The sequence below is a fragment of the Carnobacterium sp. FSL E2-0243 genome, from assembly GCF_038003605.1.
Lineage (GTDB): Bacteria > Bacillota > Bacilli > Lactobacillales > Carnobacteriaceae > Carnobacterium > Carnobacterium maltaromaticum.
Map to the genome: position 1 here is coordinate 1595902 of NZ_JBBOPM010000001.1, position 13720 is coordinate 1609621.

The window sequence follows — 13720 nt, forward strand, 5'->3', positions numbered from 1 at the left end:
GTTAAACAAAAGCTAGAAAACTGGAGTATATAAAAACAAGGAATGTGGACAGTTGAAAACTGCCGCATTCCTTGTTTTTTTACTCTGATTAATCAAGTAAACTCAATACTTTTGAGGAAAATTCATGAAATTCAGTAATTTCTTCATCACAAGACCATAGACTAACAGGTTTTTCACGTTTCCGATGATTGAACCAGAAAGCTTGCCAACCAGCTTCCTTGGCTCCATTAACATCATTATCATAATTATCGCCAATGTAGAGAGTAGTGCTAGGCTCAAATTTAAATTGTCTAGCGGCCAAATCAAAGATACGTCGATCAGGCTTTGCAAATCCTGAACTCTCTGAAATAATCATTTTTTCTGCTGGAATCCATTGTTCTAGTTGTAGTTGTTGAATCTTCTTAGATTGATGATCAGTAGGGCCATTGGTAATAATCCCAATTTGAATATCACTTTTTGAAGCTAACGCATTTAGCAATTCTTTAGCTTCAGGTAATAATTGGATGGAGTTCAGTTCCGTTTCATAGTTTTCTTGAAAGAGTAGTCCCTGATCCTCAGTTAGTGAGTAACCTTGTTCTTTTAATACTTCGCGAATTCGGTAAAAACGCATATAATTTAAAGTCCATTCTCCAGAAATATACTTGCAGAAAGTCTCATCACTATGGTAACGAAAACGGAGATAAGCTCTAGTTAAATCTAAAGAACCAAAGTATGCAGGGAAACAATTGGCAATAGCATTTTTAAAAGGTGCTTGTTGGTCATATAATGTATCATCAACATCAAAAACAATTGCATTAATCAAAATCGGACAAATCCTTCCATCAAGTTACTTTTTTCACACAATTTCTAGTATAGCAAAAAGCTTCTTATTTAAAAAGGCGTTCTTAGTAGTTCTATGTATATTTTCATGAAATATTTCTTGAAAAATTAGAAAGTCTATTTTTTAAATGGCAAAAGCGCCTAAATGGTCGAGGAAAAGATAAAATCAGCTCTAACTGCATTTCATGTAAAATACGATTAGAGCTGATTTTTCAATTAATAAATCTTTATTTTGAAATCGTTACATTTCTAAAGGTGAAGTCGGAACCTAACAGATGACTTTCTAATCCTTTAACTGTTGAGCGTTGTAAATAATTGGTAGTTCTTTGATATAAGGGTTCAAATGCCGCATCCTCAAATAAAATTTTCTCAGCAGCTAAGAATTTTTCATACCGTTTTTCGGGATTATTAGCATCAATAGTTTTAGAATCAGTAATTAATTGTTGGAATTTATCATTTTTATATTTTCCATAGTTATAGGCACCATCGGTTTCAAATAAAACGAAAAATCCAGTGGGATCAATATCACCAGCAATCCAACCCGCAGTTGCTAAATCAAAATTACCTGCACGACGTTCTTCTAAGGCTACATTTTTTGGTACACTACGAATTTTAATTGTAATTCCTTTAAGGTTTTCACTAATTGTACTTTGGATATACTCGCCTAATTTTTTCTCCATCGCATCATCTGAAGTTACTAATTCCAATTCTAACTGTTCTCCAACATCTTTTTTAGCTAAATCCCATTCTTTTTTAGCTTCTTTTAGGTCATAATCTAAAAATGAACCATTTTCTTTTCGGAAATCTTCGCCAGATTCAGGGTTCTTAGCTAACTTAGTTGGAATCAGTCCACCCAATGGATCTGAACCGTTGGCTACGATGTTATCTGTAATAGCAGAACGATCAATTGCAAGAGAGAGTGCTTTTCTTAAATGAGTATTTGCTAGTGGGCTGCCTTCAACTGTATTATAGCTCAGATATTGCAAAGCCAATTCTTGTTTTCGTACTAAATCAGGGTTGTCTTCATTTTCTTTAGCATAGTCGCCAACTAATGTTGTGACATCTAATTCATTGGCTTCATAAAGTTGAACACCAGTTGAAGTTTCTTTAACTACAGAGATATCAACTTTATCTAAAGAAACATTTTTTTGATCATGATAGCTTTTATTTTTTTCATAGCTCCAATTTGTAGCGCCATCTTTCCAATCTGTTAAAGTAAAAGGACCGTTATACAAAATCTTGCTTGTATCCATAGCGTAGCCCTCGCCTTGTTCTTCAACAAATTTTTGGTTTTGCGGATAGAACCAACCAATGGCCACTAAACTAAGGAAAGAGGGCTGCGGCAATTCTAAATTCACCTCTAGCTCATAGTCTGAAGTAGCTTTAACGCCTAATTCAGCTAATTCTTTTTCACCAGCTGTAATGGCTTTTGCATTTTTTATATTAGCAAATAAGTAGGCATTTGGTGCAGCACTAGCAGGATTTACAATCTTGCTCCAAGCATAGACGAAATCATTGGCAGTAACAGGTTCCCCATTGGACCACTTTGCATCTTCTTTCAATTTAAATGTATAAGTTAATCCATCGTCACTAATTTTTGCCGGCTCTTTTGCTAAGGCCAATTCAAGTTCATTATCACCGTTAAAGCGATACAAGCCTTCAAAAATTTGTTCGATAACTGTAAAAGTATTTCGATCTGTAGCTTTAGTTGTATCTAATGTAGTAATCTCTGCCGGCACGCTAGCACGCAGAACTTGTGCCACATTTGCTGATTTATTTGTATCTGATTCTTTCGTTGCAGCTGTATCTTTACCGTTAGAACCCCCACATGCTGCTAAGATGCTAGCAGTTATAACCAAACTTAAACCTAGTTTCCATTTTTTCATTTTCTCCCAATCCCCTTTATAGTAAAATTTATTTTTTTAATGACGAATGAAGCTATCTTTAATGAGAAAGAATCGAGTATATAAAAAAACGCCATCCATAACTAGTTAAAAAACTAGAAAGGACGAGCGTTTAAACGTCGTGTTACCACCTTAATTTATAAGAATCTCAAGATTCCTATCTCAAACAGTTCTTGAATCAAATTCGATTCGTTAAACTGTTGCACGATAACAGGTGCACCTGTAACAATCTAAAGGCCAAAGCTGTTCGATCGTTAAACTCAAAGGCCATTTTCGATAAAACATCAGCTGCCCTTTTTCAGCAAATGAGGGCTCTCTAAAAGCTTATTTATATCTACTTTCCTTCTCAAAGTTGTTAGTTATTCATTTATTTCTCATTAAAAAAACATCTATTTCTAATCTATGGATGAATCATAACAAATTCTTTAGGTGCTTGTCAATAGACAATTTTAAAATGATTTAAAGCAACTAAATAGAATGGATTCATGAGTCTTTTTTAGGTATACTAATTAAAAGTGAAAAACAAATGAGAGCGCAATAGCGAGAAATGAGGAAGTATATGTATCCCGATTTGGTTCAACGTTTTATGACCTATGTAAAAAAAGAAACCCGTTCAGATCCAACAAGTTCGACAGTCCCTACAACAACATCACAAACAGATTTTGCTAAAGATTTAGTTGTAGAATTAACGAATTTAGGTTTGAGAGATGTTCAGTTGAATGTCAAAAATGGCTTTGTAACAGCAACTTTACCTAGTACAACTAGCTATAAAGTACCAACTATTGGTTTTATTGCCCATATTGATACGGCCGATTTTAATGCAGTAAATATTCAACCACAAATACATCCTAATTACGATGGGAAAGAGCTAATACTCCATTCAGATTTGGATATTAAATTGAAGCCCACTGATTTTCCAAATTTAAAAAATTATATTGGGGAAACGTTAATTACGACAGACGGCACCACTCTTTTAGGAGCAGATGATAAAGCTGGAATAGCTGAGATTGTGACAGCAATAGATTACTTTATTCAAAATCCGGAAATTGAGCATGGAATGATTAAAGTTGCGTTTGGTCCCGATGAAGAAATAGGCAGGGGAGCAGACTTATTTGATGTAGTTAATTTCGGTGCGGATTTTGCTTATACAATTGATAGTGGCACGGTCGGACGTTTAGAGTATGAAACCTTTAATGCCGCTGAGGCTAAAATTGTAATTAAAGGAAAGAGTGTACACCCAGGTGTTGCTAAAAATACGTTGATTAATGCATTGAAAATAGCTTTAGAGTTTGATGCGGCATTGCCACAAAATGAAGTTCCTGAAAGAACAGCGGGTTATGAAGGTTTTTATTTACTAAATAACTTGAGTGGAGATGTAGAAGATGCTCAGTTAACGTATATTATTCGTGATCATGATCAGCAAAAATTTAGTGAACGTAAACAATTTTTTGAAAACTTAGTCGATAGAATGAATCTAGATTTAGGTTATGAAGCTATCAGCTTAGTTTTGAAAGATCAATATTATAATATGGGTGAAATAATTCAAAAAAAACCTGAAATTATTCAATTGGCAATTGAGGCGATGAAAAATATTGGTATTAAAGCCATTGTGGAACCTTTCAGAGGCGGAACAGATGGTTCTAAAATTTCTTATTTAGGGTTACCATGCCCTAACTTATTTACAGGTGGAGAAAATTTTCATGGTCGCTATGAATTTATTAGTGTTGAAAGCATGGAAAAAGCCACAGCAACGATAATAGAAATTAGTCAGTTAAATGTGACAAAAAATAAAAATAGTCAACTTTAAAAAAGTTATATCCTCATTTTTTAATTAAATTTTAGCTTGGTTATGTTAAAGTTACGATTGATAAATTAATCAATAGAAGAGGGATATAATGAAAACAGAAATAAGAAGGGTTACAAAAGAAAATTGGCGAGAAATTGTTCAACTCAAGGTAGCTAAGGGGCAAGAAAATTTTATTGAAAGCAATGCTGAGTCCCTTTTAGAAGCTGTATTTGAAGGAGAAGATTGGGTTCCAGTAGGTTTATATAGTGAAAATCAATTAGTGGGTTTTGCTATGTATGGTTGTTATGATTCAACTAACCGCTCAATTTGGTTAGACCGTTTTATGATTGGTGAAGCCAGTCAAAGTCATGGCCTCGGTAAACTATTTTTAGAAAAAATTTGTCAATACTTACCAACTGAATATGAACTGAAGCAAATCCTTTTAAGTTTCTATCCTGAAAATCAAAACGCTAGAAAATTTTATGAAGCGTACGGATTTATCACTACAACTAAAGTTGATGAAAATGGGGAAGAGATTTATTATTTGGACGTATCCCATTGAAAGACTTGTTGAGCCATAAGTTTTATCAAAAGTGCTAGATATAAGAAAACTCTTGCAAAGTATTCGTCTGTGTAGTAAAATTATAAACGGTGTAAAAACCAACTAATTTCACACCTTGAAGGATGTAAAGGAATGGTGCTTGAGCAACTCAAGTCTCCTTACAGTTGAATTCGAGGGAGGAAAATAAAAAACCATATTGGAGGAAAATCATCATGGCAGTAATCTCAATGAAACAATTGCTAGAAGCAGGTGTTCATTTCGGTCACCAAACACGTCGTTGGAACCCTAAAATGAAACGCTACATCTTTACAGAAAGAAACGGAATCTACATTATTGACTTGCAAAAAACAGTTAAATTAGTAGACGAAGCTTACAACTACATGAAAGATGTTGCTGAAAATGGCGGAATCGCGCTATTCGTAGGAACTAAAAAACAAGCTCAAGAAGCTGTTAAAGACGAAGCAATTCGTTCAGGTCAATACTTTGTAAATCACCGTTGGTTAGGTGGAACTTTAACTAACTGGGATACAATCCAAAAACGTATCAAACGTTTGAAAGAGATCAACAAAATGGAAGAAGACGGAACTTTCGAAGTTCTTCCAAAGAAAGAAGTTGGAATCTTAGTTAAACAACGCGAACGTTTACAAAAATTCTTAGGCGGTATCGAAGATATGCCTAGAATCCCAGATGTAATGTTTATTGTTGACCCTCGTAAAGAACGTATTGCTGTTCAAGAAGCTCACAAATTAAACATTCCTATCGTAGGTATCGTTGATACTAACTGTGATCCAGACGAGATTGACGTAGTTATTCCAGCGAATGACGATGCAATTCGTGCCGTTAAATTATTGACAGCTAAAATGGCTGATGCAATGATTGAAGGTCGTCAAGGTGAAGATGAAGTTGTTGAAGAAACTTTTGTTGCTGAAGTTGTAGCAGAAGAAGGTACTGAAACTGCATCAATCGAAGAAATCGTTGAAGTAGTTGAAGGCGACAACGCTGAATAATCAACCAATATAAAACTTTTAGGCTGTCTCGAGTAAAGAGAGAAGTGAGAGCGACTTTTTACGAAGCGGCATCATTTCTCTTTTAGAGATAGCCTAATTTTTATTTATGGAGTTTTCTATAAATAAATTGAAAATCAAACATTATCTATTAGGAGGAAATATAAAAATGACACAAGTAACTGCAGCTTTAGTTAAAAAATTACGTGATATGACCGGTGTTGGAATGATGGATGCGAAAAGAGCATTAGTAGCCGTAGAAGGTGACATTGATAAAGCCGTTGACCATTTGAGAGAAAACGGAATGGCAAAAGCTGCTAAAAAAGCAGACCGTGTAGCTGCTGAAGGTTTAGCAAGTGTTTTTGTTGAAGGAAATACTGCTGCAATCGTAGAAATTAATTCAGAAACAGATTTCGTTTCTAAAAATGATCAATTCCAAACATTAGTTGCAGAAGTAACTCGCCAAGTAGCTGAAGCAAATCCAGCAACTCTTGAAGAAGCTTTAGAAATCAAAACTGCTAGTGGTACAATTAGCTCTGAAATCATGGAAGCAACGACTGTAATTGGTGAAAAAATCAGCTTCCGTCGTTTCGAACGTTTAACTAAAGATGACAACTCTGCTTTTGGTGCATACTTGCATATGGGTGGACGTATTGCTGTTTTAACTTTAATCGAAGGAACAACTGATGAAGAAATTGCTAAAGATGTTGCTATGCACATTGCTGCAATCAATCCTAAATATGTTTCACGTGACCAAGTTTCACAAGATGAAATTGCTCATGAAACAAAAATTCTAACTGAACAAGCATTAAACGAAGGAAAACCAGCTAATATCGTTGAAAAAATGATTCAAGGTCGTTTGAATAAATATTTAGCTGAAATCAGTTTAGTTGACCAACCATTCGTTAAAGATCCAGACCAAACTGTTGGACAATTTTTAGCATCTAAAGGCGCATCTGTGAAAACATTTGTCCGCTTTGAAGTTGGAGACGGAATTGAAAAACGCGAAGATAACTTTGTTGAAGAAGTAATGAGTCAAGTAAATAAATAATCAAACCTGAGACTTTAATGAGAAAGGGAACGCATCGTATTGAGCGCTCCCTTTTTTCTTGCAATTATGTTAAAATAGAAGAGTAATGAAGCCAATGGAGGGAAGCTAACATGAACAAACCAAAATACAAACGTATTGTCTTAAAAATAAGCGGAGAAGCTTTAGCTGGAGAAGAAGGATTCGGTATTAAACCGCCAACAATTAGAGAGATTGCGAAAGAAATTAAAGAAGTGCATGATCTTGGTGTTGAAATCGCTATTGTTGTTGGTGGTGGAAATATTTGGCGTGGACAAGTTGGTTCTCAAATGGGAATGGACCGTGCTCAAGCAGACTATATGGGAATGCTAGCAACCGTTATGAATGCTTTAGCGTTACAAGATAATTTAGAAACTGTTGGCGTTCCAACACGAGTTCAAACATCAATTGAAATGCGTCAAATTGCAGAACCTTATATTCGTCGCAAAGCTATGCGCCATTTAGAAAAAGGGCGTGTTGTTATTTTTGCAGGTGGAACAGGGAATCCTTATTTTTCAACAGATACAACTGCTGCATTGCGTGCTGCTGAAATTGATGCGGATGTTATTTTGATGGCTAAAAACAATGTTGATGGAGTCTACTCAGCAGATCCAAAAGTCGACGTTACAGCTACTAAATTTGAAGAATTAACTCATTTAGAAATTATTAATAAAGGGTTACAGGTTATGGATACAACAGCAAGTTCATTAAGTATGGACAATGATATTCCATTGGTGGTCTTTAACTTAAATGAAACGGGCAATATTAAACGTGTTGCGCTGGGAGAAACAATCGGTACAACAGTGAGGGGGAAATAAAATGAGTCAAGTATTATTAAATGAAGCAAAAGAAAAAATGACAAAGGCTGAACAAGCTTTACAACGTGAATTAGGTTCTATCCGTGCTGGTCGCGCAAATGCGAGTATTTTAGATCGTATTCAAGTAGAGTATTATGGAGCACCAACTCCATTAAACCAATTGGCTTCAATCACGATTCCAGAAGCACGAGTTTTAATGGTATCACCATTTGATAAAACATCTTTACAAGATATCGAACGTGCATTAATGCAAAGTGATGTTGGAATTACCCCAACAAACGACGGAAATGTGATTCGTTTAGTGATTCCAATGTTAACAGAAGAGCGTCGTAAAGAATTAGCGAAAAGAGTTAAAAAAGAAGCTGAAAATTCTAAAGTAACTGTTCGAAATATTCGTCGTGATTTAATTGATGAGTTGAAAAAAGCAGAGAAAAATAAAGAAATGACTGAAGATGAATTACGCAACTATGAAACAGAAGCTCAAAAATTGACAGATGATAGTGTTAAAAATCTTGATAAGATTGCAGCAGATAAAGAAAAAGAACTCTTAGAAGTATAAGAGCAATCAGTTAAAAAAGAGGTTAAGGATTTTTGATCCTTAGCCTCTTTTTTTCATGGTTATTGTTGCTTTAGCAACTTAGAACCAAGATACACATCCATCAAAGATGGACTGTGGTCCTTAAATGTTGGTTTATTTTAATCTGAAAAAATTTATGTTGAAATATTAGGGTTGTTTTGGACGAACAAAGCTATTATATTCGCTTAAAAATTCATCTGCTTCAGCTTTGTTGTAACGTTCGTAATGAGTCGCATCATGCAAGATTTTTTTGATTTCATAAACGGCTTTTTTTTGTTCATACCAAGCTTTTAATTTGTTATCTGTTCCTTTAAGTTCTTCTAAAATAGTATCTAGACGGTCAACGGTATCTGCAATTTCTTGTAGCGCTGCTACTTTTTTCGTTTCGCTATCTGTGAACTCTGTAAAATCATCCATATCGATTCCTTCTTTCTCTATTAGATAAAATAAGCATACTAAAGCAACCAAACCTAGTCAAATGATAACCCTTTCAAATGAGCAGGTTTTAATAGACTATTAGAGCTAATTAACTAAAATTTAACACAAATAAAGTAGTCAAGCGGTCTTATATCCTTTAAAATAGAAAAGAAGTTTAACGAACAAATATAAATCATGTGAAAAATGTAGGATTTTTTGCAAAACTAATAGGAATGTCTTTAACTTTTTGCTACAATAGATTAAGTTGAGTACAGAAATTGGAGGGAACTACTTGAAACATTTATTTAAGCGAAAAGGAAAACAACAAGCTGGAACAAATCCGCATCCTTTTCAAGAAAATGAAGTAATCCCCAATCATATTGCTATCATCATGGATGGCAATGGACGCTGGGCACAAAAAAAATTCCTGCCACGAGTTGCAGGACACCGAGAAGGCATGAATACAGTAAAAAAAATTACTAAACATGCAAATAAACTAGGCGTTAAAGTTTTAACGCTCTATGCGTTTTCAACAGAAAACTGGAAGCGCCCAACCGATGAAGTCAGTTTTTTAATGCAGCTGCCTGTTGATTTTTTCGATACATTTGTTCCCGACTTAATTAAAGAAAATGTCAAAGTGAATGTCATGGGATTTGTTGATCAATTGCCTGATCACACAAAAAAAGCAGTTGAAAAAGCCATTGAAGATACGAAGCACAATACTGGTATGATTTTGAATTTTGCCTTAAATTATGGCAGTCGTAGTGAAATGCTTGAGGCTACAAAGATAGTTGCTGAAAAAGTTCAAAATAATCAATTGAAACTTGATGAAATTACAGAGGAAGTTTATGCAGAGGCCTTAATGACGCATACATTGGGTGACTACCAAGATCCAGATTTATTGGTTCGAACTAGTGGTGAGGAACGGGTTAGCAATTTTTTACTATGGCAAGTGGCATATAGTGAATTCTATTTCTCAAAAGTTTTATGGCCAGACTTTGATGAAGACGTCCTAGAAACAGCTATCGGAGTATATCAAACTCGTCATCGGAGATTCGGTGGCTTATAATTTATTAGGTGGTTATTTTTGAGTTTGATAGGATGTAAAAAATAGGTGACTAGAGGCGACGAAAAGTTCGTATCAAATGTCTTTAGTATTTTGTTTAGTACTGAAATTATTAAACGAGCTTTTTATCAAGGCTAGCTCTTTTGAGCCAACTCTTCGAGAAAAAGATAAAAATTCGAGAGGACAAAAAGCGTCCTATCAATTTTTCCTATTTTCTTGTCAGAGCTAAACCGACTCAACGAGCTTTTTATCAAGGCTAGCTCTTTTGAGTCAACTCTTCGAGAAAAAGATAAAAATTCGAGAGGACAAGAAGCGTCCTATCAATTTTTCCTATTTTCTTGTCAGAGCTAACCGATTCAACGAGCTTTTTATTAAAGGAGGAACGTAAAGTGAAACAACGTGTTATTACAGCAGTAGTTGCTTTAGTATTTTTTATCCCTGTTCTTTATATTGGATCATGGACTTTAGAAATTGTGGCAGCTGCGATGGGTTTAGTAGGCTTGTTTGAATTATTTAGAATGAAAGGTAACTCATTTTTTACAATAGAGGGGTTATTAGCTAGTATCGGTATGTTGCTACTATTAGTACCAACGGAACGTCTGAGTTTTTTACCAAGTAATTATTCCCCGCTTTATTTATTTTATATTTGCGGAATTTTATTATTAGTTTGTACTGTGTTCTCGAAAAATAGCTTTTCTTTTGATGATGCAGGTGTGGCTATTCTAGGTGCTTTGTATATTGGATATGGCTTCCATTATTTTATTGCTACTCGCGCTGCAGGCTTAGATTTGTTAATGTATATTCTTTTTGTTGTCTGGGCAACAGATATCGGCGCCTATATGTTTGGTAGAAAAATTGGGAAGCATAAATTAGCTCCAGCAATTAGTCCGAATAAAACGATTGAAGGATCATTAGGTGGTATTTTATCAGCTCTAGTAGTAGCAGCTCTATATTTAACATTTTATCCACAAGATTACTCAATGGGCATCATGTTAGCTTTAACGGTTCTATTTTCTATTTTCGGTCAATTAGGTGATTTAGTGGAGTCCGCTTTTAAACGTCATTATGATGTTAAGGATTCAGGTAAGATTTTACCCGGACATGGTGGAATTTTAGACCGCTTTGATAGTCTATTATTTGTTTTACCAATGCTTCATTTAGTTGCACTTATTTAATTTGTTGAAAGGGAGTGGGAAAGTAGTTGTCAGCCTTTGATAGCTACTTTTAATCTAATATGAAAAAAATATGCTTGTTAGGTGCAACAGGGTCTGTTGGTGAAAACACAGTAGCTGTTGTTACTGCCCATCCAGATCAATTTCAAATAGTCGCCTTTTCTTTCTACCAAAATAAGGAAAAAGGGCGCAAGCTGATTCAAAAACTGCAACCCAAACTTGTTTCAGTAGCTACGAAAGAGGATGCAGCTGGACTTTCATTAGAATTTCCCGAAATTCGCTTTACTTATGGTATAGAAGGATTATCAGAAGTTGTTGCTGACTCAGAAGTTCAATTAGTAGTAACAGCCTTAAGTGGTAGTGTGGGTTTATTGCCAACACTGACAGCTATTGAACTTGGTAAAACTGTCGCCATCGCTAATAAGGAAACGTTAGTCATGGCAGGTGCTCTGGTTATGAATTTAGCGAAAGAAAAAAATGTTAAGTTACTGCCTGTTGATAGTGAGCATTCAGCTATTTTTCAATGTCTACAAGGTGAAAATATTAGCGAAGTAGAAGAACTAATTATTACAGCATCTGGTGGTAGTTTTCGAGAGTTAAGTCGTAAAGAGTTAGTTAATGTAACTTTATCAGATGCTTTAAACCATCCAAATTGGGCAATGGGTCAGAAAATTACGATTGATTCTGCGACAATGATGAACAAAGGTTTGGAAGTTATCGAAGCACATTGGTTATTTGGTCTGACTTATGATAAAATTAAAGTTGTTTTACACAAAGAAAGCATTGTACATTCAATGGTCAGTTTTGTCGATGGAGCCGTTATGGCCCAAATGGGAGCTAGTGACATGCGTGAGCCGATTCAGTATGCATTGTCTTATCCAAAGCGCATTCCAATGATTCAGCCAAAACCCTTTGATTTAGCAAAGATTGGCGCTTTACATTTTGCTGAAATGGATTTTGAACGTTTTCCATTGTTAGCCCTAGCCTATGAGACTGGTAAAATGGGTGGTACCGCACCAACCATGATGAATGCAGCGAATGAAATAGCTGTTGCAGCGTTTATAAAAGGGCAAATTTCCTTTTTGGAGATTGAGAACTATGTAGAAAAAGCGATTAAACTGGATAATTATGTAAAAAATCCAGATTTGGAAACCATTCTTAATGTTGACAAAGAAACAAGAAAATTAGTCACAAGTTGGCTATAAAGGAGCGAATTCTATGGTAACAACGATTATCACATTTTTGATTGTTTTTAGTATTTTAGTAGTCGTACATGAATACGGACATTACTATTTTGCTAAAAAATCGGGAATCCTCGTACGCGAATTCGCGATTGGATTTGGACCGAAAATTTTTTCTTATCGTAAAAATGGAACAACCTATACGATTAGAATTTTACCAATTGGTGGCTATGTACGTATGGCTGGTTACGGGGAAGATGAAACCGAAATTAAACCCGGTATGCCGATTGGTTTAATTATTAATTCTGAAGGTATTGTGACAACGATTAATACCTCTAAGAAAACCCAATTGATGGAAGCTGTTCCAATGGAAGTCGTTTCAATTGATTTGGAAAAGGATTTACACGTTGAAGGATATCTAGCAGGAAATGAAGACGAGTTAGTTCGCTATCCTGTCCTACATGATGCGACTATTATTGAAGAAGACGGTACAGAGGTTCAGATTGCTCCGATTGATGTTCAATTTCAATCTGCAAGCTTACCTAAACGAATGATGACAAACTTTGCAGGACCTATGAATAATTTTATTTTAGCAATTTTAGCCTTTACCGTGATTGCTTTTATGCAAGGCGGGGTTGTGAGTCATAGTACGCAATTAGGTGAGATAGCCTCTGACAGCGTAGCGGCTAAAGCTGGACTTGTTCAAGGCGATACTATTTTAGCAGTTGACGGAAAAAAAATGTCAGATTGGACAATGTTAGCAACAACGATTCAAGCTCATCCAGCCAAAGAAATTAAATTGGATGTTGAAACAAAAGCTGGCAAAAAAGAAACAATCAATGTAACACCTAAATCTGTAAAAGTTGAAGATAAAAAAATTGGTCAGATTGGAATTGGACCAGCAATTGATACTTCATTTGGAGCGAAGATTGCATACGGATTTACCCAAACATGGTTTATTATGGTTCAAATCGTAACAGTTTTAGGCTCTATTTTTACCAAAGGGTTTAATATTGGAATGTTCTCAGGTCCAGTAGGGATTTATGCAGCAACAGAGCAAGTCGTTCAAATTGGTTTTATGGGCGTGTTTAATTTCCTAGCTGTTTTGAGTATTAATTTAGGTATTGTTAATTTACTTCCCATACCAGCTTTAGATGGTGGAAAGTTATTGTTAAATATTATAGAAGGCATCAGACGCAAACCTTTAGATCCAGATAAAGAAGGTATCATTACAATGGTTGGTTTTGGTTTAATGATGTTGTTGATGATTTTAGTGACTTGGAACGATATCCAACGCTATTTCTTTTAGTCTAGAAAGCTTATAATTAAGTAATGTAAAAGTCGAACC

General features: G+C 35.1%; 13 protein-coding genes and 1 other annotated feature. Of the genes, 10 read left to right on the forward strand and 3 right to left on the reverse strand.

From position 1 onward, the window contains the following. Positions 1–88: 88 nt before the first annotated feature. Both MHI00_RS07460 and MHI00_RS07465 read right to left on the reverse strand, forming a co-directional pair. Positions 89–799, reverse strand: a complete 711-nt coding sequence (locus MHI00_RS07460) for an HAD family hydrolase (RefSeq protein ID WP_371861320.1) — start codon at positions 797–799, stop codon at positions 89–91. A 247-nt stretch (positions 800–1046) separates the two neighbouring features. Beyond that, positions 1047–2705 carry a peptide ABC transporter substrate-binding protein gene (locus MHI00_RS07465; RefSeq protein ID WP_010053064.1) on the reverse strand — a complete coding sequence of 553 codons (1659 nt, stop codon included), beginning with the start codon at positions 2703–2705 and terminating at the stop codon, positions 1047–1049. Positions 2706–2820: 115 nt separating this feature from the next. After that, positions 2821–3082, reverse strand: a binding site (T-box leader). 200 nt (positions 3083–3282) lie between these two features. Here MHI00_RS07465 and pepT point away from each other — a divergent pair. From pepT to frr, 6 genes are all read left to right on the forward strand, one after another. Continuing rightward, positions 3283–4530, forward strand: coding sequence for a peptidase T (pepT, locus tag MHI00_RS07470; protein WP_010053066.1), 1248 nt, complete (start codon positions 3283–3285; stop codon positions 4528–4530). 88 nt (positions 4531–4618) lie between these two features. Next, positions 4619–5071, forward strand: a complete 453-nt coding sequence (locus MHI00_RS07475; RefSeq protein ID WP_010053068.1) for a GNAT family N-acetyltransferase — start codon at positions 4619–4621, stop codon at positions 5069–5071. A 212-nt stretch (positions 5072–5283) separates the two neighbouring features. Beyond that, the gene (gene rpsB, locus MHI00_RS07480) at positions 5284–6078 is read left to right on the forward strand and encodes a 30S ribosomal protein S2 (protein WP_010053070.1); all 795 of its coding nucleotides are present in this window, start codon (positions 5284–5286) and stop codon (positions 6076–6078) included. 166 nt (positions 6079–6244) lie between these two features. After that, positions 6245–7126 carry a translation elongation factor Ts gene (tsf, locus tag MHI00_RS07485; RefSeq protein WP_010053071.1) on the forward strand — a complete coding sequence of 294 codons (882 nt, stop codon included), beginning with the start codon at positions 6245–6247 and terminating at the stop codon, positions 7124–7126. Between the two features lie 110 nt (positions 7127–7236). Beyond that, a complete protein-coding gene (gene pyrH / locus MHI00_RS07490) occupies positions 7237–7959 on the forward strand; it encodes a UMP kinase (protein WP_010053072.1) in 723 nt (240 codons plus the stop codon). A 1-nt stretch (position 7960) separates the two neighbouring features. After that, complete coding sequence (gene frr / locus MHI00_RS07495; protein WP_010053074.1) at positions 7961–8518, forward strand: ribosome recycling factor; 558 nt, start codon at positions 7961–7963, stop codon at positions 8516–8518. Positions 8519–8683: 165 nt separating this feature from the next. Here frr and MHI00_RS07500 read toward each other — a convergent pair whose 3' ends face one another. After that, positions 8684–8953 carry a hypothetical protein gene (locus MHI00_RS07500; RefSeq protein WP_010053076.1) on the reverse strand — a complete coding sequence of 90 codons (270 nt, stop codon included), beginning with the start codon at positions 8951–8953 and terminating at the stop codon, positions 8684–8686. A gap of 292 nt (positions 8954–9245) precedes the next feature. On the opposite strand from MHI00_RS07500, the gene MHI00_RS07505 reads away from it, so the two are divergent. The 4 genes from MHI00_RS07505 to rseP all read left to right on the forward strand — a co-directional run bounded on the left by MHI00_RS07505 (position 9246) and on the right by rseP (position 13681). Then, the gene (locus MHI00_RS07505) at positions 9246–10022 is read left to right on the forward strand and encodes an isoprenyl transferase (protein ID WP_341112378.1); all 777 of its coding nucleotides are present in this window, start codon (positions 9246–9248) and stop codon (positions 10020–10022) included. A 386-nt stretch (positions 10023–10408) separates the two neighbouring features. Continuing rightward, the gene (locus MHI00_RS07510; RefSeq protein WP_010053078.1) at positions 10409–11194 is read left to right on the forward strand and encodes a phosphatidate cytidylyltransferase; all 786 of its coding nucleotides are present in this window, start codon (positions 10409–10411) and stop codon (positions 11192–11194) included. A 59-nt stretch (positions 11195–11253) separates the two neighbouring features. Continuing rightward, a complete protein-coding gene (locus MHI00_RS07515) occupies positions 11254–12396 on the forward strand; it encodes a 1-deoxy-D-xylulose-5-phosphate reductoisomerase (RefSeq protein WP_016356470.1) in 1143 nt (380 codons plus the stop codon). Between the two features lie 13 nt (positions 12397–12409). Continuing rightward, complete coding sequence (rseP, locus tag MHI00_RS07520; protein ID WP_010053081.1) at positions 12410–13681, forward strand: RIP metalloprotease RseP; 1272 nt, start codon at positions 12410–12412, stop codon at positions 13679–13681. The last annotated feature ends 39 nt before the right edge of the window (positions 13682–13720 follow it).

Excerpts from the sequence above, each read along its gene's own strand:
- MHI00_RS07465 (WP_010053064.1), bottom strand. The coding sequence starts at position 2,705 with ATGAAAAAATGGAAACTAGGTTTAAGTTTGGTTATAACTGCTAGCATC.
- pepT (WP_010053066.1), top strand. The coding sequence starts at position 3,283 with ATGTATCCCGATTTGGTTCAACGTTTTATGACCTATGTAAAAAAAGAA.
- MHI00_RS07475 (WP_010053068.1), top strand. The coding sequence starts at position 4,619 with ATGAAAACAGAAATAAGAAGGGTTACAAAAGAAAATTGGCGAGAAATT.
- rpsB (WP_010053070.1), top strand. The coding sequence starts at position 5,284 with ATGGCAGTAATCTCAATGAAACAATTGCTAGAAGCAGGTGTTCATTTC.
- tsf (WP_010053071.1), top strand. The coding sequence starts at position 6,245 with ATGACACAAGTAACTGCAGCTTTAGTTAAAAAATTACGTGATATGACC.
- pyrH (WP_010053072.1), top strand. The coding sequence starts at position 7,237 with ATGAACAAACCAAAATACAAACGTATTGTCTTAAAAATAAGCGGAGAA.
- frr (WP_010053074.1), top strand. The coding sequence starts at position 7,961 with ATGAGTCAAGTATTATTAAATGAAGCAAAAGAAAAAATGACAAAGGCT.
- MHI00_RS07500 (WP_010053076.1), bottom strand. The coding sequence starts at position 8,953 with ATGGATGATTTTACAGAGTTCACAGATAGCGAAACGAAAAAAGTAGCA.
- MHI00_RS07515 (WP_016356470.1), top strand. The coding sequence starts at position 11,254 with ATGAAAAAAATATGCTTGTTAGGTGCAACAGGGTCTGTTGGTGAAAAC.
- rseP (WP_010053081.1), top strand. The coding sequence starts at position 12,410 with ATGGTAACAACGATTATCACATTTTTGATTGTTTTTAGTATTTTAGTA.